General features: G+C 52.9%; 12 protein-coding genes. All 12 read right to left on the reverse strand.

The window, feature by feature from the left end; all coding sequences use genetic code 11:
* Nucleotides 1-132: 132 nt before the first annotated feature.
* The 12 genes from CFI10_RS17190 to CFI10_RS17245 all read right to left on the reverse strand — a co-directional run bounded on the left by CFI10_RS17190 (nt 133) and on the right by CFI10_RS17245 (nt 21,088).
* The gene (locus CFI10_RS17190; RefSeq protein WP_206836891.1) at nt 133-1,032 is read right to left on the reverse strand and encodes a GDP-mannose 4,6-dehydratase; all 900 of its coding nucleotides are present in this window, start codon (nt 1,030-1,032) and stop codon (nt 133-135) included.
* 8 nt (nt 1,033-1,040) lie between these two features.
* Entirely contained in the window at nt 1,041-2,072 is a 1,032-nt protein-coding gene (gene gmd / locus CFI10_RS17195) for a GDP-mannose 4,6-dehydratase (protein ID WP_206836894.1), read from the reverse strand.
* Nucleotides 2,073-2,087: 15 nt separating this feature from the next.
* On the reverse strand, nt 2,088-6,218 hold the full coding sequence (locus CFI10_RS17200) for a glycosyltransferase (protein WP_206836897.1): 4,131 nt from the start codon (nt 6,216-6,218) through the stop codon (nt 2,088-2,090).
* Complete coding sequence (locus CFI10_RS17205) at nt 6,215-7,522, reverse strand: FkbM family methyltransferase (protein WP_206836900.1); 1,308 nt, start codon at nt 7,520-7,522, stop codon at nt 6,215-6,217. Before CFI10_RS17205 ends, CFI10_RS17200 begins: the two co-directional genes overlap by 4 nt.
* On the reverse strand, nt 7,519-8,742 hold the full coding sequence (locus tag CFI10_RS17210; RefSeq protein ID WP_206836902.1) for an ABC transporter ATP-binding protein: 1,224 nt from the start codon (nt 8,740-8,742) through the stop codon (nt 7,519-7,521). Before CFI10_RS17210 ends, CFI10_RS17205 begins: the two co-directional genes overlap by 4 nt.
* Nucleotides 8,742-9,569: an ABC transporter permease gene (locus CFI10_RS17215; RefSeq protein WP_206836906.1), complete on the reverse strand. Its 828-nt coding sequence runs from the start codon at nt 9,567-9,569 to the stop codon at nt 8,742-8,744. The genes CFI10_RS17210 and CFI10_RS17215 overlap by 1 nt, the downstream gene beginning before the upstream one ends.
* Nucleotides 9,570-9,571: 2 nt before the next feature.
* Entirely contained in the window at nt 9,572-10,726 is a 1,155-nt protein-coding gene (locus tag CFI10_RS17220; RefSeq protein WP_206836910.1) for a glycosyltransferase family 4 protein, read from the reverse strand.
* A complete protein-coding gene (locus CFI10_RS17225) occupies nt 10,723-12,147 on the reverse strand; it encodes a mannose-1-phosphate guanylyltransferase/mannose-6-phosphate isomerase (protein ID WP_206836913.1) in 1,425 nt (474 codons plus the stop codon). Before CFI10_RS17225 ends, CFI10_RS17220 begins: the two co-directional genes overlap by 4 nt.
* Nucleotides 12,148-12,267: 120 nt before the next feature.
* Nucleotides 12,268-13,209, reverse strand: a complete 942-nt coding sequence (locus CFI10_RS17230; protein ID WP_206836916.1) for a SapC family protein — start codon at nt 13,207-13,209, stop codon at nt 12,268-12,270.
* A 200-nt stretch (nt 13,210-13,409) separates the two neighbouring features.
* Entirely contained in the window at nt 13,410-14,843 is a 1,434-nt protein-coding gene (locus tag CFI10_RS17235) for an FAD-dependent oxidoreductase (protein WP_206836918.1), read from the reverse strand.
* Between the two features lie 61 nt (nt 14,844-14,904).
* A complete protein-coding gene (gene gltB / locus CFI10_RS17240; RefSeq protein ID WP_206836922.1) occupies nt 14,905-19,359 on the reverse strand; it encodes a glutamate synthase large subunit in 4,455 nt (1,484 codons plus the stop codon).
* Between the two features lie 232 nt (nt 19,360-19,591).
* A complete protein-coding gene (locus CFI10_RS17245) occupies nt 19,592-21,088 on the reverse strand; it encodes an SPOR domain-containing protein (RefSeq protein WP_206836925.1) in 1,497 nt (498 codons plus the stop codon).
* Between the last annotated feature and the right edge of the window lie 8 nt (nt 21,089-21,096).

A 21,096-nucleotide genomic window follows, 5' to 3' on the forward strand; every position in this document is an offset into this window, starting at 1 on the left:
ATTTGTAGTTTCGCCAGCCTAGAATGCCATACCACGGGAATTTAGCACAGCAGCAAGGGTGCGCAAGGTTTTTTTTCTTGACCTTGGCCGGGGTTTAAGGCTACGAAACTTTTATTTCATTCAACTCCCCCATCATTGTTTTTGTAGCATCCAGTTGAGTGTTTCATTAAACGGTGTCATCGGTTTGTCCAGCACGCGCATGATTGCCTCGTTACTGCCTTGCAGGTTTTTAACTTCATTTTGTCGTACCAGTGACGGGTCGGTCTCGACGCTGAGTGTATGGCCGGTTATGTCTGAACAGGCAGATAAGATGTCTTGCATACTCCAGCTGATACCGCTGCACAGGTTTACAACGCACCCCTGCATATCGACACCGGCCGTTAACAGGGCTTCATACATGCAGGCCACATCCCGTACGTCACTGAAATCCCGGGATATATCCAGGTTACCCAATTTGATACTGACCTCGCGGCGGCAAAAGTGATCGACGATTTTGGCAATAAGAAAGCGTGTGCTCTGGCCCACGCCGGTATAGTTGAAGGGCCGGGTGATGATCAGTGGCAAACGGTCTGCCCACAGCAAGGCCATGTATTCCATCGCCAGTTTGCTGACGGCGTAGTCATTGGCCGGGGCCGGTGGCGTGTCTTCTGTCAACACGCCCTGACGGCTGTTGCCATACACATTGGCACTGCTGGCCAGGATGACATTTTGCAGTGGAAGGTCTGCACCCGCCAAAGATTCCAGCAGATTACGCGTGCCTAGTACATTAGTCGTATAGAACTCTGCCGGGGCGCCATGGCCGACGTATGATACGGCGGCCAGGTGTATAACCGCGTCTGGCCTGACGCTTTCAACGACTCGTTTGACCTGATCGGGGTTGGTCAGGTCCATGGCTTTGGTTTCAAACAGGTCAACTGTGCGAGTGTCATTCAGGTGGGTGGCTGTACCGACCACATCGTGACCTGCCTGCAGCAGTTGGCGGGTCACGTAATGCCCGGTGAATCCTTGGCTACCGGTTACAAGTACACGCATGTGAACCTCTAGAATGATGCGTTGTGCTGGTTGCGGCGCAGGTCGGCCTCAACCATCATTCGACACAGTGTTTCAAGTGTAGTCGATGGTTCCCAACCCAACACCTCTTTTGCTTTGGCTGGATCACCTATCAACAGATCGACTTCGGCTGGCCGGTAAAAGCGCTCATTGATGCTGACCAGTGTTTTGCCGCTGTTTTTGTCTATACCCTTTTCATCAATGCCTGTGCCGGTCCATTCCAGGTCAATATTCAGGGCACTTGCTGCCAGCGATACGAAGTCACGCACCGTTTCTGTGCGATTGGTGGCCAGCACGAAGGTATCGGGCGTTTCAGCCTGAAGCATGCGCCACATACCGTCGACATAATCGCGGGCATATCCCCAGTCGCGCTTGGCGTCCAGATTACCCAGCTCAAGCCGGTCCAGCTGGCCCAGATGGATTTTGGCCAGGCTGTCGGTAATTTTACGGGTTACAAACTCGCGCCCGCGCAAGGGGGATTCGTGGTTAAACAAAATGCCACTGGTTGCAAAGATGTCGTAGGATTCACGGTAGTTGATTGACATCCAGTGCGCGTACAGTTTTGCAGCACCATAGGGGCTACGGGGGTAAAAGGGGGTTGCTTCCGTTTGAGGAATGGTTTGCACCTTACCGAACATTTCTGATGTTGAAGCCTGATAAAAACGGATGGTTGGGTCAACGATCCTGATGGCTTCAAGCAGATTAACAGGCCCAAGCCCGGTAATTTCGGCTGTTGTCAGCGGCTGGTCAAAGGATACGCCGACAAAACTCTGCGCAGCCAGATTGTACACTTCGCGAGCTTCTGTCGTTTGCAGTAGACGGATGCTGGATGACAGATCGGTCAGGTCGTATTCGACCAGGTGCAATTCAGGATGTTCGGCTATTCCAAGTTCCTGTATACGCCAGAAGTTGACTGAGCTGGTCCGGCGGTATGTGCCATACACCGTGTATCCCTTTTCAAGCAGTAACTGGGCCAGATAGGCCCCGTCTTGTCCAGTGATGCCGGTAATAATCGCTTTCATGCTGTAATCCTGAAGTTAATGCAATTGACGGTTTTTTGAGGCAACCATGCCATTCAAACGCAAGCGGTCCATAAGCTGACGCGCACTTTGTTCCCAGGTTTGCCACGGTATTTCACCCGGCGGGGGCAAGCTGCCCTGATTATATGCTGTCAGCCAGTGTTCGATGGCAGAGGCCAGTTCAGCCGGGCTGTTGGCATCAAACAAGGTGGCGTTTTCGGCGGCGACTTCCTTGAATACAGGGATATTGCGCGCCATAACGTGCAACCCTTCACGTGATGCCTCAATAAGGGGCAAGCCGAAGCCTTCATCAAAAGACGCGGCGATCAAACAGTGCGCATTCTGGTACAGCCGACGCAGTTGCATGTCGCTTGGCGATTGATGCCAAAAAAGCCTGCGACCCAACTCGGGGTGGTCGGTTATGCGCTGTGCCAGCTCGTCCACCATCCAGCCTTGTTTACCCGCCAGGACCAGGCTTACGTCGGCGCCATTCTGCCAGAGCCGCTCAAACGCAGCCAGTACCTGGTCGTGCCCCTTGCGGGGCTCAAGTGTGCCAACCATTAAAAATTCCAGGGCGGCAGCGGGCTGGGTGTGGGTGGCAGGTGCTGCGGACCGCTTTGTATCGGGGTCAAGGTCTGCGCCCAGGTGGAACCAACTGATGACCGGGCAATGTGACTGGCGTGCGAGGCGGCTTTCGAGCTGGCTGGCGACCGTGCGGGAAATAGCGATCAGTTGATCGGCTTCAGCCACCACATCCAGCCAGGCGGTGAAGCTCTCTTCCGCCCCCGGCAAAAAGTACTGTGGATAATTCAGGCACAGCAGGTCGTAGACTACAAATGCCGTCCAGACACCCTGTTCACGCCAGTGGCGATAGACTGACTGCTGCCGCTCAACAACAGCGGGCTGCAGGTCGAGGCCCAGAAAAATATCCCCGGGACGTGTCACGAGAGGCTTTTCAGGCAACAGGCCGGTTGGAAACCCCAACTGACGCAGCTGCATTCCGGTATCAAATCGTTTGTAGCCTTCTATTGCGGTGTCTGCCACTACGGATCGGACACACCAACCAGAGGGCGGCGACTGTTCCCATTGTTGCAGAATATTGCGCACCACTCGCTGTATGCCGGTGCCAGCATCTCTGAGCGCAAGCTCTGATACATCAACCAATATTTGAAGCGCATCCGATGTATCACTACGCAGTAGCTGTTCAAGCGCTTCTACCTTTGTGGTTGCATCATCGGGCAGTTCAGCCGTCGATGCGGTCGCAACATGCACCCCCATTGCTGAACATGACTGGTAGTGCGGTGCCATGCGCTCATGGTGTGCATCCGGCAACTCAAGCCCCAACCAAATATCGCCACTGCGCAGGCTTACAGGCTCGTCACGGAGTATGTCGTCAGGGCAACTCAATAGACGCAGCGCAAAGGCTGCCGCATATTTAATTTCGCCCGACTCCGTCATGTATACCGGCTCAAAACGGTAAGGTCCGGGCGGGTTATGCAGCCAGCGCTCAGCCAGGTGTGCCGTCAAGTTCGTTTGCGAAGTGTCTGATTTCTGAACCAGTGCAGTAATGTCCAGGAGCAATGCCGGTGGCCGTATAGGCTCTTTTATCGAGGCATCGATACAGGCCGCTATGGTACAGCGCTCATCTTCACTGGCATGTATCACATGCTCAGTACCCGCAAGCACATCGGCCAGGTACCCCACGTTACCGTGGGCGCTGGCGTAGGCGTCTTCAATCGCTTCACGGTAGAGATCGGCGCACTGTTGTGGTGCGTGCCTGCTGTGTATCTGCGCTGATGCGGTTTTGCCCATGTGATGCCTGTATTGCTCATCATCGGCCAGGCGCTCAAGCGCGTGCGTGAGCTGCTCATTTTCAAACACGTCTGGCAACATGACAACAGCATTGGCATCCAAATCAGCCATACTGCCGTTGGCATTGACTATGGTTGCCAGGCCATGGTTCATACAGTCCAGTACCGCTGCTGAGGTTTCGCCTCTGGACAGCGTTCTCAGCTGCACACCTACATCGGCTGCATCCAGATAACGCCGATAGTCATCGGCGTCGGTCCAGCCGGTGATGTTGATACGACCGCAGGCTGAGCTGCCGTCAATTTTTTTCGCCAAGGTTGCGCCATACTCGCCTGGCTCGTTTTCCCCGACAAAAACAAGATAGGCATTTGCACGGCTGGCAAGAACGCTGTTCAGCCAGGCATCAAGCAGCCGGTGATTGAGTTTGCTGCGCCCTATAAAGCCAAAGCTGCATATCACGAACGCATCTGGCGGAATACCCAGCGCCTCGCGGGCTTTGCGTTTGGCTTCAGGGCCTGTTTCGGCCGGTATTCGTACCAGTGGTATTGTTCGCCACGGGTACGCTGCGGCATGGCCGTACCACTGCTGTGCCATTCTGATTGAACACGGGGCATGTACGATGACATTTAATGCCTGCTGTAAAACTGTAAGGTTGCAGGGGTATTTCCAGATAACATCTGCCGGATTTTTCGCATGAACGCGCTCGGCCAACGCCTCATAACCATGACTGAGGTGGAGGGCTGTTGCCCATGAGTGATTGAGCTGTTCGGCATACTCGCGATGGGCGATGACCCCCGAGAGGTAAAAGTCATGTAACACAACAACACCCGGCACTGTATCCAGCAACTCAAACATATGACTATGAAATGCTGAGTTTCCAAACTGATACAGAACACGGTCATATTCATGTGCATGCTGAATCAACCATTCCACCGGACGCATTGTAAAATCGTTGCCTGCAAACGTGACGGTCTGTTCAGGCTCGTCGTTAATAAGGTCAATCGTGTAGTATTGCGCCAGCTCGGGCAGTAACATGGCTGAATAGTCACTGATACCACTGCGCTGAGGCGGCAGGGGTGATACAAATGCCAACCTTGGCTTGTCAGACCGCTTGATACGCTTTGGTGGTTCCATTTGCTCCAGTGCTGACAATGCCCGCTGGGCGGTTATCGCCCATGAAAACTTGCGCGCCTGCTGTAAGCCGTACTTTTTCAGCCCATCAAGCCGGCCATCATCGGTCAGGTAGCGTTCAATTGCGCGGCTGATTTCACGTGGATTGGTCGGGTCGAACAAGGCATTGTGATTCCCAACCACTTCTGGAAGGCTGGTTCTGTCTGAAGCAATGACTGCCGCACCACATGCCATGGCTTCAAGGCAAGGCAGGCCAAAACCTTCGTGCAGAGAAGGAAACACAAACAGCTCACACAGGTTGTATAATTCAAGCAGATCTTGTTCAGGCACGTACCCTGTCATGACAAAAGCCTGCTCGGGCAAGCCTGCACGCTCTGCTTCATGTAACAGCCGGTTCCGATCCTGCTCTGTTACCGAGCACACAACAGCCAACTGATAGCGGTCACGCAAAGCGACCGGTAACAACGAAAACGCCTTGATCAGCCCTTCAATGTTCTTGCGGTGATCAATTCCTCCTGTATAGAGGATAAAGGGCCTATTCAAATTATAATGCGCACGCAAGCGGCTCTCTCGCTCTTGTGCAACGCTTACCGGTTTAAAAAAATCATCAATCGCCGAAGATATGTTGATGACTTTATCATCAGTGAACGCCAGGTGTTCAATCGCCTCCTGACGTGATGATTCAGAGATGGCCAGCAGCCGATCTGCACGGCGCAGCTGGACTGTTTTTTCGTCATACCAGCGTGCATGCACTGGGTTATCCAGATAGGGGGAGCGATGCAACATCGGTATCAGGTCATACAGAACAACCGCAACGGAATATGGCTTATCACGGCTTGAGATACTGGTGAGCGCATCATCTCCCAAACCTTCAAACAAGCTGGTTACAAGCAGACAGTCGGGTTTTAAGCTGCTGATAAACGCTTCATATAGATGGGTGGATACCTCTCGGCAGGCATCATGTTGTTGGTTGATGAAGCTCACAGGCCCAGGGGCAAACCAGGTGTGGATATCGTTAGTTGGTAAATAACGGGAGAACTCTTGTCGCAGTTCCTGCGCACTATCGGGGAATGCACCATTAATTGCCAAGAGCAACTGATGCTGCTTGTTCGCACGTATTAATCCCCGGACCAGCGACAGCGTATAGCGACCGATCCCCCTGTTTCGGCTCTGCCCCTGAGCACCCTGCAGGTCTATGACAATTCTCATTCAGCTGCCCCCGTGTATCCGCAGGACAACCGCCGGTTGATCATGCGGGCCCGTGGCGTTAATGCGCTTTCAGCCGCCGAAAGAGACGATTGGAATTTTGGTTGTTTATGCACGTAACGCCCTAATCGGTTAGCAAGCCTTTCATGCAGCCATGGCATTTTTCCAAGGATACGGAGAACCCCCCTGCGCAGCTTCGGATACCGTGACAGGAAGCGCGCCAGTCTAGGCAACAGCAGGTCCAACCTGCGCAGAGTCAGCCTGACCCAAGATTGCTTTGACCCAGTGGCCTTTGAGCGGGCATGCTTTACAACATCAGTCAGCTTGCGAAACGGTGCGGTAATACGCCACGACCGGCTGGCGAGCAATTGAGCAAGCTGGCTGTGGAGCTCGGCTTCGTTTGCTCTGGATGCATGCAACGCTGCAGTCAACGCTTCATGCTCGTCCTGCATATCCGACAGCCGGGCTTCGCGCAGCTTCAACTGAGCTTGTACACGCTCTTTTTCATCCCACAAACGATGGCGTTCAGCATTGGAGAGGTATGCGTCTTCAGCCGATTTAGCCGCCTTTACATTGGCAAGATAGGTTTGATGGTTCGGAATACGACAAAATGAATGAGAGGCCTTACCACTCAAGGCAAATTCATCAAATACATTCGGCGGGTACTTAAACGCGTCACACAATTCAGGGTGCTCGCTTGAAACATAAAAGCGGTTAATGCCGTCACTGTAAACGTGAACGTATCCTTTTGAGATTAAAACAGGCTCCCAAACCCGGTAGGTGTCCTCTTGCGACCCTGGCAAGGTGCTTTCGATTACAATAATCCATGGACGCAGGCTTGAGTCACGCCAGCCTGACAGCACCTCTCCTTCCATCCCTTCTACATCGATCTTGAGCCAATGCACTTCACGTGACCCTACCGTATCGAATACGCCATCCAGCGTTATCGTTTCAACTACGGTCTGGATACAGTCATGCCCATGGTCAACGTGGGAATCGGCAATAAGCGCCCGGCCTGTTGAAAGACCGGTATTTTGAAACTCATAAAACGCCAGCTCGCCTGCTTCTGCCGCAACGGCAACCTGCAACACCGTCTCATCAGGGCGCGCCTGTTTGAGTACATTGGAGTAACGTGCAGAAGGTTCTATGTGCAGTCCACGCCAGCCTTTGTCATAAAAAGCCAGACTTACCGAGTCAATTTCAGGGTCTTGTGCACCGATATCGATATAAAACCCATGTTCAACAGCGGAAAGGGCACGCCAGAGCATGACATCTTCAAAGTTTTGTGCGTAAGAGACAATACTCATCGTGTTGTGATCCCTATTTGAGGCTGCATCCAGTTACATCCGGCAAAATGGTGCTTGTTGATGTTGATTATGTTGAATACGAGGGCGAGATCTCGCCATTCATAGTTATCAACCAGATGTGTATCGGTGCTGACAAGAGCTGTTTGCACTGAATAACTGCCGGGGCCAAGATTGGCTTGAAAGCAGCATTCAAACTGCACTTGCTGGCCTGCCACAAGATCGTACTGAACTTGATCAGTCAGCTGCGTATTGGTGCCATACATCACCTGCCCCAAACGGTCTTTGATACCATACCCCAGCACCAGGCGCGGTATGTCTTTGTAAATATGGGCAACTACCTTCAATGTGACAGTTTCGCCCACGTTAATAGCCTCTACGGCTTCACCCTGTTGGTTAAGCAGCGTAATTTCAACTACTTTCGCTTCGCCAGTACCCGAAGTAGTCTGGGTACTGCCATCATCCATTTGTATCTGTTCGACCTTGCTGTTGGCTTTTTCTGCCAACATGGCGTTGTAGTAGTCCATTACAGCCTCGGGCGCGCCCTGATATTCAAGCCTGCCACCGTTAAGCATGATTGCACGGTCACAGATGCTTTGAATGGCTTGCTTATCGTGGGATACGATCAAGAGTGTCGTGCCCTCACGCCGAAATGCCTTGATTCTGTCAAAACTTTTGTGCTGAAAATAAGCATCGCCAACGGACAAAGCCTCATCAACAATCAGAATATCAGGACGTTTTGCGGTTGCGATGCTGAAGGCAAGGCGCATCTGCATGCCGCTGGAGTACACGCGCACAGGTTGATCAATGTAATGGCCAATTTCGGCAAACTGCTCGACTTCAGGCATCATTTGGCTGATCTCGTTGTGAGAGAAACCGAGCAACTGGCCAGCCATGAACACATTCTGACGCCCCGTAAAGTCAGGGTGAAACCCCATACCCAACTCCAACAGCGCCGCAACATGACCCGACAGTTCAACGCTGCCTTCTGTTGGACGTGACGTGCCCGTGATCAATTTGAGCAGGGTGCTCTTGCCGGCACCATTAATGCCGATAATCCCTACCGCTTCACCGGGCTGCACTTCAAACTCGATATTGCGTAGAACCCACAGCAGTTCATGCCTTGGGCCAGAGCCCGGTACGACCCACTCTGCAAGCCGAGACCAGCGACCAGCATATTTTTTATAGGCTTTACCAAGCCCTATAACACGAATTCTTCCCATTAGAGTTCGTCCACCATATCACCACTATGTTTTTTATAGAGTGACAACCCGACTACACACAGCAGCAATGCCATTACTGCAGGTAATATCAACCCATAAAGAGAGGGAACCTCTCCATTCACCAGAATAGTCTGGAAGGCATCCATAAGCCCCGCCAGCGGATTCAGGTACAAATACGGCCTAAGGGACTCAGGGAGAATAGACACCGGATACACAATAGGAGTTAGCCAAAACCAAAACTGCAGCACTATATTAAACAGCTGCCCCACATCTCGAAAAAATACATTCAGAACACCTAGCGTGATACCCAAACCAACTGCAAAGCCAGTCAGGATGGCCAAAACGGGGAAAAACAAGACATACGACCACCCAGGAAAATTCCCACTCACGATCAGAAACAGCGAAAAAAGAGAAAATATAATAAAGAAATTTAAACACGCGCTTAGCAAGACAATGACAGGAAGACATATCCTGGGAAAATTCAGTTTTTTTATCAAGCTTGCATTTTCAATAAACGTATTCTGACAGCGACTGACTATTTCAGTAAACAGCCCCCAAGTCAGTATGCCTGCACACAAATAAATGCTATAACCAAAAACCTCATCCGCTCCAGGCAGTTTTGCCTGCATTATGCGTGAAAAAATAAGGGTATACACCAAAATCATGGCTAATGGCTGAAGAATCGACCACAGCACACCCAAAAGTGAATTCAGATACTTGGTCTGGAATTCTCTTTTCACACTGCCAAAAATAAAGCCCCGGTGGCTCCATATTTGTTTAATAAAATAAGGCACTTGAATGACACCCAATCCATTTGAATGTTGCATTTTTATTTCCGAAAGGACTCAACAAGCGCCGCCGCACTGGCCTGCCAGGAATACTTTCTGGAGCGCTCACGCCCACGTTCACCAAGCTTTTGATAAAGTACTTTGTCTGCAAGAAGCGATTCGATTGCACGCGCAATATCATTCGCCGAGTCAGGCTCAACAAGCATAGCCGCATTTCCAGCCACTTCAGGCATGGATGTTCTATTGGACGTAATGACTGGTGTCCCGGCTGCCATTGCCTCAGCAATTGGCATACCAAAGCCTTCATATAAAGATACATACAGGTTGATTGTTGCAGCAGCATATAATGCAGGTAGATATGACTGTGGAACAAAACCCAGCCTGATGACATGCCCTGTTTTTTCCAGTTCACTAATTCGATCTTCAAGAGGCCCTGTTTTCCAGCCGTTACAGCCAGCAAGCACCAACGGGTATTGTTCTCTTAAATAAGGCGGAAGCTTGAAAAACGCATCGAGTAGCTTAGCCAGGTTTTTCCTGGGCTCAAAGGTTGAAACCGCTAAAATATAACGTCTTGGCAGTTTCAAGGCGGCCCTAACTGTGAGCATTTGCCCACCGGTGATATCAAAAAAAGAGTTATCAACCCCAGGGTACACCACACTAATGGGCTTATTCTCACCAAATTCTTTGATTATTCTGTTTCGGGAAAAATCCGATACTGTGATGACTCCTGAACATGACTGTATACTTTTAGGCAATAGCGCACTCAGGTTTTTCACTCGACCCTCAGGGTGAAACTCAGGGTAGTCTATATGCGAAAGGTCATGGACAGTGATATAGGTTGGCATATTAAGGGGGTGAGCAATAAAACCTGGCTCCCAATAAATAAACCCCTCTAATTTTTTTCCGATCGACTGCGCTCGGAGTGATCTGTATAAGTATAATAACTTACGACTACCAGGCACTTCGGAAGCGACTTTTTTAATCCAGGGCGCAGCAGAGGCCATTTTTCTCGATTCATCATGAAAAGAGTCAAGAAAGGTTTTAACCTCATCGGTTGTCAGCAGCTTACCTGAATAAAAACCATATAATTCTTCCACATCCGGCATTACTATGAGCTCACGTAAAAGCCCCATAGTAAACCGCCCGATTCCACTCATATCATGCGCAAGAACGCTGAGATTAACCAGAATTTTCATTCTGCCCCTCTGGCAGGAGTACAGCGCCCATAAATATCCGTAAATCTTACGATATCATCTTCACCAAGATAATGGCCAGACTGCACTTCAATCACTTCAAGGGGAATTTTCCCGGGGTTTTCAAGCCGGTGCTTTACTCCTACAGGAATATAGGTAGATTGATTTTCAGTCAGTATCTGCTCTTTATCACCACACACGACGTGAGCCGTTCCCGACACAACGATCCAGTGTTCAGCTCGATGGTAGTGCATTTGTAATGACAACTGCTCGCCAGGCTGTACTGTTATCCTTTTTACCTGATACCGATGGCCGGTATCGATGGTGTCGAACTCTCCCCAGGGGCGCAGAATATGAGTATGGTCTGAATATTCACGCCGATTTTCGTTTTTAAGCCGTAAAACGACGTCTTTCACCTGCTGGGTGTGGGTTTTGGCCGCTACGAGTACTGCATCTTTTGTTTCAACCACGATGCAGTCTTTCAAACCCAGTGCTGCCACGTACCGGTGGTGTGCATGTACCAGACTATCCTCAGTATCCAGCAGGCACACGTCACCTACCGCGCTATTCCCATGGTCATCTTTTGGGCTGATATCACTCAGGGCGCTCCAACTGCCGATATCATTCCAGCCTGCATCCAACTCCACTACATATGCATTGTCTGTTCGTTCCATAACGGCATAGTCAATGGAGTTTTCGGGGCAGGCAATAAAATGCTCAGCATTGGGGCGAATAAAATCTGGATCAACCTGGGCTTTTGCCATTGATTTTCGGCACTGATCAAGCATTTCAGGCTCATATTTCTGAAGCTCGTCCAGATACACTGAGGCCTTGAACATGAACATTCCGCTGTTCCATAAATGTTTACCGCTGCTCAGGTAGTGTGTTGCGGTAACCAAATCCGGTTTTTCTGCAAAGCTGGAAATATGCCACACAGCATCACACAAAGATTCGCCTTTGCATATGTAGCCGTACCCTGTTTCGGGACTTTGAGGTGAGATACCAAAGGTAACCAGGTGACCTTCAGCCGCCAGTACACAGCCGGTTTCCAGCGCAGCAAGTAGCTCTTCGGGGCGTTCGAAATGGTGGTCAGCCGACAGAACCAACAACACAGGGTCACCCTGCTCGACCAACGATAACGCGGCCAGTGCTACAGCCGGGGCTGTATTGCGCGATGCAGGTTCAAGAATAATTCGGCTAAAGAGGCTTTCGTGGCGAAGCTGTTCGGCCACCTGAAAACGATGCGACTCGTTACTGACGATCAAGGGCGTGTCATGTTGTACCGGCCCTAACCGTAAGAGTGTTTTTTGCAGAAGTGTATGACCACTGCCATCCAAATCCAGAAACTGTTTTGGCGTATTCTGACGTGACAGGGGCCAGAGCCGGCTTCCGCTGCCGCCTGCCATGATAACCGGTGTGAACATGTTAAGTCCTGAAATTGATGAATTCACTGCAAGAGGTTAATGCCCGCAAACATGGCAAATCCGTTGCACCTGAAGCCTGCTACTGTAAGCGTAGTGATATGAACTTCAATGTTTGTTAAGTCAGCACCACTTTTTTATCGTGGCGACAGTGCGGTTTAAGCTGTCAGCAAGCGGCTCAAGGCAATCATGTTTTTCAGCCTGCTGCGAAAGTGTAGCTCTTGCTTGCCGAATGGGTTCACTTCTTTTGCGACTGCGCAGATCATCTTCGCTGATGTCATACTGGTCACACACTCGGCTGATCAGGTCATCGACCGTTACCGTTGAGGGTTTCACCGTTTCGACAACTGCCGAATCGGGTTGTACCTGAGGCTGCGCTTTTGGCTCAACTTTTGTTTGGGCCGGCTGGAGATGCTTAATAACTGAGCGCTTGTGTATCTCAAGCAAGGCTTTCAAGTCAGCGGATATTGTCTTGCTGCTGTTCGGTGCATGAGCAGCCGTCCACAAAGTGACACTCCGCGTCTGCCCACCTCCGGCAAAGTTGAGTTTAAGCGGTTTGATAACCTCAAGCTCTTTAAGCTCTTGCATCAGTTTTGCCGTTGCGGCAAAAGAATTCTGAACAGGCTTTATTGCCTGTATTATTTGATTCAGCCTTTGTGTCGGCTTACCCCGTGAGGTGATCAGCTTTTCACCGTCAGCCGCAAAATGAGGTGCATCAGGGTATAGTGTCAAACGATTGTTTTTGCCGTCGTTCGTCCAGCCAAACGGGTAAAGTCGTATCACATCAGGCAACACTCCCTGCCATCGACCTGATGTGTCCAAAGCGCTTTTCTGATGGCTTCTCATCAACATACACAGAGAGGGAATGCCGTCATCTGAACACGAAAACAGTATGGGGTAGTCTTGTGCGACTTGAGAAGCCTCGTCAGCATGTATTGGCAGATACAACAAACCAGCCGCAAAGCTATAGTTTTGGGTCGGCAGGAACTTCAGATGTTTGTGTCGCTCCAGCGACAGGACTTCCGCCCGTGCAGCGTTGCGCTGGATTGCTTTTGGCGTATTCAATGTCTGCTCTCTCTGCTTCAATGACTACACTGTTCAACTTGTCAAGTTTACAGATAGCCATTAAGTGAGTCCAGCGTACATAAAAACCCCAAGCTGCTGCCATGACTCACAGCTTATTCAGTTAGCAAAAAACCGGATGCCATCACAGCACCCGGTTTTTTATACACTAACCACCCGACAACGAGTGGCAAGCCAGGCAATCAGACTTCGAGGAAGTCCAGGATGCCCTCAGCGGCCTTGCGGCCTTCATCAATTGCTGTGACGACCAGATCAGAGCCACGGACCATATCGCCACCGGCAAAGACCTTGGCATTACTGGTCTGGAATGCGAACTGCCCTGCAGCGTTCGGCTGGGCCTGGGTCTTGATACGACCATCCTCGTGCAGCTCGATACCGAAATCGGCAAACCAGGGCGCCGGGCTTGGGCGGAAACCGAAAGCAACCAGCACGGTATCAGCCGGCAGAACCTCTTCAGAACCCGGCACCACCTCCGCACGACGACGGCCGTTTTCATCCGGCTCACCCATGCGAGTGGTCACCAGCTTCACGCCGGTTACCTTGCCGTTTTCACCAACCACTTCAACCGGCTGACGGTTGAACATGAATTGAACGCCCTCTTCACGCGCATTCTCGACTTCACGCTTGGAGCCGGGCATGTTTTCTTCATCACGACGATAGGCACAGACAACCGACTCGGCACCCTGACGGATCGAGGTACGGTTGCAGTCCATCGCGGTGTCACCACCGCCCAGAACGACCACTTTCTGGCCTTTGACACTGATGTATTCGGACGGATCCTTCTCGAATCCCAGGCAATGATTCACATTGGAGATCAGGAACGGCAGTGCGTCATGCACACCGTCCAGATCTTCACCGGGGAAACCGCCTTTCATGTAGGTGTAGGTACCCATACCCATGAACACGGCATCATATTCATCCAGCAGCTGCTGCATGGTCACGTCAGTGCCGACCTCGGTGTTGAGACGGAACTCAACTCCCATCTCTTCAAAGATCTGGCGGCGACGGCTCATGACACTTTTTTCCAGCTTGAACTCCGGGATGCCGAAGGTCAACAGGCCGCCGATCTCAGGGTAGCGATCGAACACCACGGGCTTGACGCCGTTACGCACCAGAACGTCGGCACAGCCGATACCGGCAGGACCGGCACCGATCACGGCCACCTTCTTGTCGGTCCATTCGACATTGGACATATCAGGCTTCCAGCCCATGGCGAACGCGGTATCGGTGATGTATTTCTCAACCGAGCCGATGGTGACGGCGCCAAAGCCGTCATTCAGCGTACAGGCTCCTTCACACAGGCGGTCCTGCGGACATACACGGCCACAGACTTCTGGCAGCGAGTTGGTCTGATGACTCAGCTCCACCGCTTCCATGATATTCCCCTCGGTCACCAGCTTGAGCCAGTTGGGGATAAAGTTGTGCACCGGGCACTTCCATTCACAGTAGGGGTTGCCACATTCCAGGCAGCGGTGTGCCTGGGAGGATGCATCCTTGGGCTGGAACGGTTCATAAATTTCTGCAAACTGCTGTTTGCGAATATTGGCCGGCACTTTTTCCGGCCCCTGACGGCCAACGTCAATAAACTGAAAATCGTTCTTCAGACGGTCAGTCATTTTACCACCTCGTCCGATACCCGCCGCAGGGGCAGGTACCGCAGTTAGTCTTTCTCTGTGCTTACTCGGGACGCACACGCACTGTGTTCAGGAGATCATTCAGACTTGCAGCCTTGGGCTTGATCAGCCAGAACTTGCCGCAATAGTCATAGAAGTTATCCAGAATCTCCTGACCCCAGGCACTGCCGGTTTCGGCCGTGAACTCCTCAATCACCGAGCGCAGGTGGTTCTTGTAGGACTCCATCTGCTCGGTCGCAATGCGGTGGATATCCACCAGTTCATGGTTGTACTTGTCGACAAAGGTGTTATCGCGGTCCAGTACATACGCGAAGCCACCGGTCATACCGGCACCGAAGTTGTAACCGGTCTCGCCCAGTACTGTCACCATTCCCCCGGTCATGTACTCACAGCAGTGATCACCGGCACCTTCAATGACGGCATGGCAACCGGAGTTACGTACCCCGAAGCGCTCACCGGCACGGCCCGCCGCGAACAGCTTGCCGCCCGTTGCACCATAGAGACAGGTGTTGCCGAGGATGGCGGTATCCTGCGACTTGAACGTTGCTTCAGCAAACGGACGTACCACCACCTTGCCACCGGCCATACCCTTGCCGACATAGTCGTTGGCATCGCCTTCCAGCAGCAGATGCTGACCACCGGCATTCCAGACACCAAAGGACTGACCTGCGTGCCCCTTGAAGCGGAATACAACCGGCTTGTCTTCCATACCCAGATTGCTGTGATGACGCGCAATCAAACCAGATGTGCGCGCACCAACGGAGCGATCACAGTTGGTAATTTCAAGCTCCCATTCGCCACCGGACTTGCTCTCGATCGCGGCCTGCGCAAGCTCCAGCATGCGGGTATTCAGGCTACCCGGATCGTAAGGCTCGTTACGCGCCTGCTGGCAGGTATGCGGATACTCTGCCGGTACACCGGCCGTGCCGATGATAGGTTCCAGATCCAGATGATTCTGCTTGTCGGTTACACCCGGCAGAATTTCCAGCAGGTCAACACGGCCGATCAGTTCGTCAAAGCTGCGTACGCCAATCTGAGCCATCAGCTGACGGGTCTCTTCCGCCACAAAGCGGAAGAAGTTTTTCACCATTTCAACGGTGCCGCGGAAATGCTCATCACGCAGATCCTTGCGCTGAGTGGCAACACCGGTGGCACAGTTGTTCAGGTGGCAGATACGCAGATATTTACAGCCCAGTGCAACCATCGGCATGGTGCCGAAGCCGAAACTTTCGGCACCCAGAATCGCGGCCTTGATCACATCCAGACCGGTTTTGAGGCCACCATCTGTCTGCAGGCGAATCTTGCCACGCAGGTGGTTGGCACGCAGCGCCTGATGCGCATCGGCCAGACCCAGCTCCCAGGGGGAGCCCGCATAGTGGATGGAGGTCAGCGGAGACGCCGCCGTACCGCCGTCATAACCGGAGATGGTGATCAGATCCGCATAGGCCTTGGCCACACCGCAGGCGATGGTGCCAACACCCGGACGGGAGACCAGCTTGACGGAAACCAGCCCTTCCGGGTTGATCTGCTTCAGGTCGAAGATCAGTTGTGCCAGGTCCTCGATCGAGTAGATATCATGGTGCGGAGGCGGTGAAATCAGTGTCACGCCCGGCACGGAGTAGCGCAGGCGCGCGATCAAGGCATTCACCTTGCCGCCCGGCAGCTGGCCACCTTCACCCGGTTTGGCACCCTGGGCCACCTTGATCTGCATGACATCAGCGCTCATCAGATATTCCGGTGTAACACCGAAACGACCGGATGCAACCTGCTTGATCTTGGAGCGCTTGTTGGTGCCATGGCGGGCCGGGTCTTCACCACCTTCACCGGAGTTGGAACGACCGCCCAGCTCGTTCATTGCCACCGCCAGCGCTTCATGCGCTTCCGGCGACAGCGCGCCCAGAGACATGGCTGCACTGTCAAAGCGCGGGAAAATGTTTTCGATCGGCTCGACCTGATCCAGCGGGATGGGTTTCAGGCCTTTCTTCAGGCCCAACAGGTCACGCAGGGTCGCAACACCACGCTGATTCACCAGCTCGGCGTAACGCGCATAAGCATGTTTGTCACCGGTGGTAACCGCTTCATGAATGGTTTTGACCACATCCGGGTTGTAGGCATGGTACTCAGCGCCATGCACATACTTGAGCAGACCACCCTGCTGAATCGGCTTGCGTGCACTCCAGGCCTCCTGCGCCAACAGCGCCTGCTCCTGCTGGAAGTGCGTGAAGCGGGCGCCTTCGATACGGCTGCACACACCACGGAAGCAGAGATCGACCACTTCACTGGACAAGCCAACGGCTTCAAACAGCTGAGCGCCACGGTAGGAAGCAATGGTGGAGATACCCATCTTGGACAGGATCTTCAACAGGCCCTTGTTAATGCCCTTGCGGTAGTTCTCGTGCGCCTGCAGTGGCTCCAGCGGCAGCTCACCGGTGCGGCAGAGATCGTTCAGCACGCGGTAGGCCAGGTACGGATATACCGCCGTTGCACCGAAGCCGAACAGCACGGCAAAGTGATGCGGGTCGCGTGCGGTACCGGTCTCAACAATCAGGTTGGTTTCGCAACGCAGACCTTTTTCGACCAGATGGTGATGCACTGCACCGGTTGCCATGGCGGCATGGATCGGCAGTTTGCCGCGCTGCAGATAGGCATCGGTCAGCACCAGCAGTGTCACACCGTTGCGAGCAGCATCTTCGGCCTTGGCACACAGGTCACGCAGCGCCTGTTCCAGCCCGATCTCAGGGTCATACTGCAGATCCAGGTCAAACGAGTCGAAGCCATCCAGCTTGCATTTGCGCATGAACTGGAACTTGCTCGCCGACAGCACCGGGGTCGTCAAAATCAGGCGACGCGCATGCTCAGGTGTTTCTTCGAACACGTTCTGCTCGGCACCGATACAGGTTTCCAGCGACATCACGATCGCTTCACGCAGAGGGTCGATCGGGGGGTTGGTTACCTGAGCAAACTGCTGACGGAAGTAGTCATAGGGTGAACGAATACGGCTGGACAGCACTGCCATCGGCTTGTCGTCGCCCATGGAGCCAACTGCTTCCATCCCGCTTTCACCCAGTGGGCGCAGGATCTGGTCACGCTCTTCAAAGGTGACCTGGAACATTTTCATGTGCTGTTTGGTTTCTTCCGGCGACATTTCGCGGAACGACTGCGACTCCTCCTGGAAGCTCATGGTCTGTTCCAGGCGAATGGCATTGTCCTTCAGCCACTGCTTGTAGGGCTGGGCAGACTTGAGCTTGTTGTCCACATCCTTGGTGTGCAGCACTTCACCGGTCTGGGTATCAATCGACAGAATCTGACCCGGCCCGACACGGCCCTGTGCCACAATATCTTCCGGCTTGTAGTCGAACACACCGATTTCAGATGCCGTGCAGATGTAGCCATCGCGCGTCATGACCCAGCGTGACGGACGCAGACCGTTACGATCCAACATGCACACCGCATAGCGACCATCGGTCATGACCATACCGGCCGGACCGTCCCAGGGCTCCATGTGCATGGAGTGGAAGTCATAGAAGGCACGCAGGTCGGAGTCCATGGTTTCAACATTCTGCCAGGCTGGCGGAACGATCATGCGCACGGCACGGTACAGATCCATACCCCCTACCAGCAAGAACTCCAGCATATTGTCCATACTGGACGAGTCCGAGCCTGTGGTATTGACGATCGGCTGCAGCTCTTCAATGTTCGGCAGCATCTCGGTCGAGAACTTGGTACGGCGCGCACGGGCCCAGTTACGGTTGCCATCAATGGTATTGATTTCACCGTTGTGTGCCAGGAACCGGAACGGCTGTGCCAGCGGCCAGCGTGGTGCGGTGTTGGTTGAGAAACGCTGGTGGTAAGTACAGATAGCCGTTTCGAGGCGCGGGTCGTTCAAGTCCTGATAGAACACCGGCAGGTCGACCGGCATCATCAGCCCTTTATAGGAAAGCACCTTGTCAGACAGGCTGCAGATGTAAAAATCGGGATCATCGGAAAGCGCGATTTCAGCCTTGCGACGTGCAGTAAAAAGACTGATTGCGAATTCACGCGGGCTTTTGCCGTTGGGATGAATAAAAACTTGTTCGATCTGGGGAAGGGTATCTTTAGCGATAGGACCAAGACAGCTGTCATTGGTGGGGACTTGTCTCCAGCTCAACACTTGCAACCCTTCGGCCTGCAGCGCTGAGCCAAGTTGCTCGCGGGCTACAGACGCCTGCTGCGCCTCGGGAGACAGAAAGACCATCCCCACTGCATAGTGTTCGCCCAGCTCGACGCCCAGCTCTTCGGCAGCAACGGTTCGCAGGAAACCATCTGGTTTCTGCATCAGCAGTCCACAACCATCGCCGGTTTTGCCATCAGCAGCAATACCTCCGCGGTGTGTCATGCACGCCAGTGCCTGGATCGCCTTGTCCAACAGATCATGGCTGGCCTGACCCTGCATATGGGCCATCAGGCCGAAACCACAGTTATCCTTGAACTCCCCGTGGCGATAAAGACCTTTATTCATACGCCGACCTCGCTAAAACTCTTTTAAATCAAGAAGTTATCTAACTTCCTTTCTCCCGCTGATCAAATTGTGGGCAAAAAGGGGAAGCAATTCTACCTATGGAAGAGGTCGGACTCAAGAAAATTGTTGCCAATATTGCACCATGATGGTGCAAAACAGCAAAAATAGTTGCATTACACGCCCCGGATTGGTGCACCCATAATCCGGGCAGGGATACAACCCTGTTGCAGAATTATTTTTTGCGGATGTCCGCTTTCACTCCAGCAATCGAGCGCGCCCAGGGACGGAGTTTACGCAGGGATTCCGGCAAGCTGGCCACCGCGTTGGTTGCCGCCGCTCGGTCAGCATACTGACCATATACAACTACATGCCAGGGAGCACCCTTGAAAACCGTCTGGAAATAATAGAACCGCTGCGGCTGTTCCTGTGCCTGAATAAAGTCTCTGACACTGGTTTCAGCACGTGCACCCATGACTTGAAGGGTGTAGCCCTGCTCTGGCCAGCCAAGCAGTTCTTCTTCTCTCAACCACTGCTGGGCCACACCACCTGTTTCGGCCACCGCTTGGGGTTTTGGCTCTGGTTTTGGCTCTGGTTTTGGCTCTGGTTTTGGCTCTGGTTTTGGCTCTGGTTTTGGCTCTGGTTTGGGCTCTGGTTTGGGCTCCGGTTTGGGTTCTGGCCTGGGCTCCGTCAGAGCCGGGGGCTCGGATACAGCCGATCCATCCGAGACAACACTTACATCAGTTCCACCTTGTTCTGCATCGATTGCCGCAACTTGGCTTTCAGGGCCAACTGCTGTAACTGATTCAGTGTTTTCTGATGCTCGATCTGGCGCAGCGGGTGACGGGTACTCCTGAGCATTCTCAAGTCGCGGCTGAGGCTCCGGCCTTACAGGCAGGGGAAGCGTAATTCTCTCCGCCACCACTGGAGTACTATCCTCATCAGGAAGGTACTGCCAGACAGCGACACCAAACACCAGTAGAAGCACCAGAATGGCCGCACTGATATGCCTGGGCGGCAGAGGCAACCGGTTGTTGCTGCCTGGAGACTTCAAACGGCCGCTACGCAGCAGCTCAATTACCTGCTCACACAACCTCCCGGGGTACCCTTGCGAGCGCTCAATCAGCGCTGCAAACTGTCGCTTCCCCAGATCAGTGCCGTCATCAGGTAACAGGGACTCGACAAAATCAGCCGACTCATCCGGGGTGAACGGTTCAAGCCTTTCCACATGCAGGTGGCTTTCCAGCTGTTCAGCCAACCCGAGCCCCCGAAAACGCTCTTCAAACTCTGTAGTACCGGTCAGCAGAACTCGCGGCGGAACCCCTTTTTCAAAGGTAGCAAAGTTCACCAGCAGCTCAAGAGCGTTATTGGTCAGAAAATCGGCATCATCTATCAACAGGATCAACGCCAAACCATCTTCACGCAGTTGGCGCGCCAACACATGCATCTGTTTCAGGCGCTGTCGATTATCAGCTGCAGATTCAAAGTCGAGAGCACCCGTCAACTGTTGCAGCAGACTGGTCACATCAGTTGTTTCATCAAGCTGCAGCCTGACGGCACGCCCCAAAGTCCTGTTATCATCAGGCACAAGCTGTTCAAGCAAGGCTGATTTACCAACACCGTTTTCACCAATAATCAACATGACAAAATCGGAGAAGCGCACCAGGTGTTGCAGCTTATCCCTCTGCTGCAGGCGAGATTCCGGTTCATAGTAATGGGTCGGGATACTCATGACGTCCT

Origin of the sequence: Marinobacterium iners, assembly GCF_017310015.1 — a bacterium.
Lineage (GTDB): Bacteria > Pseudomonadota > Gammaproteobacteria > Pseudomonadales > Balneatricaceae > Marinobacterium > Marinobacterium iners.

Bases quoted from the DNA above. Each gene is read 5' to 3' on its own strand.
- CFI10_RS17190 (WP_206836891.1), bottom strand. From the start codon at position 1,032: ATGCGTGTACTTGTAACCGGTAGCCAAGGATTCACCGGGCATTACGTG.
- gmd (WP_206836894.1), bottom strand. From the start codon at position 2,072: ATGAAAGCGATTATTACCGGCATCACTGGACAAGACGGGGCCTATCTG.
- CFI10_RS17200 (WP_206836897.1), bottom strand. From the start codon at position 6,218: ATGAGAATTGTCATAGACCTGCAGGGTGCTCAGGGGCAGAGCCGAAAC.
- CFI10_RS17205 (WP_206836900.1), bottom strand. From the start codon at position 7,522: ATGAGTATTGTCTCTTACGCACAAAACTTTGAAGATGTCATGCTCTGG.
- CFI10_RS17210 (WP_206836902.1), bottom strand. From the start codon at position 8,742: ATGGGAAGAATTCGTGTTATAGGGCTTGGTAAAGCCTATAAAAAATAT.
- CFI10_RS17215 (WP_206836906.1), bottom strand. From the start codon at position 9,569: ATGCAACATTCAAATGGATTGGGTGTCATTCAAGTGCCTTATTTTATT.
- CFI10_RS17220 (WP_206836910.1), bottom strand. From the start codon at position 10,726: ATGAAAATTCTGGTTAATCTCAGCGTTCTTGCGCATGATATGAGTGGA.
- CFI10_RS17225 (WP_206836913.1), bottom strand. From the start codon at position 12,147: ATGTTCACACCGGTTATCATGGCAGGCGGCAGCGGAAGCCGGCTCTGG.
- CFI10_RS17235 (WP_206836918.1), bottom strand. From the start codon at position 14,843: ATGACTGACCGTCTGAAGAACGATTTTCAGTTTATTGACGTTGGCCGT.
- gltB (WP_206836922.1), bottom strand. From the start codon at position 19,359: ATGAATAAAGGTCTTTATCGCCACGGGGAGTTCAAGGATAACTGTGGT.
- CFI10_RS17245 (WP_206836925.1), bottom strand. From the start codon at position 21,088: ATGAGTATCCCGACCCATTACTATGAACCGGAATCTCGCCTGCAGCAG.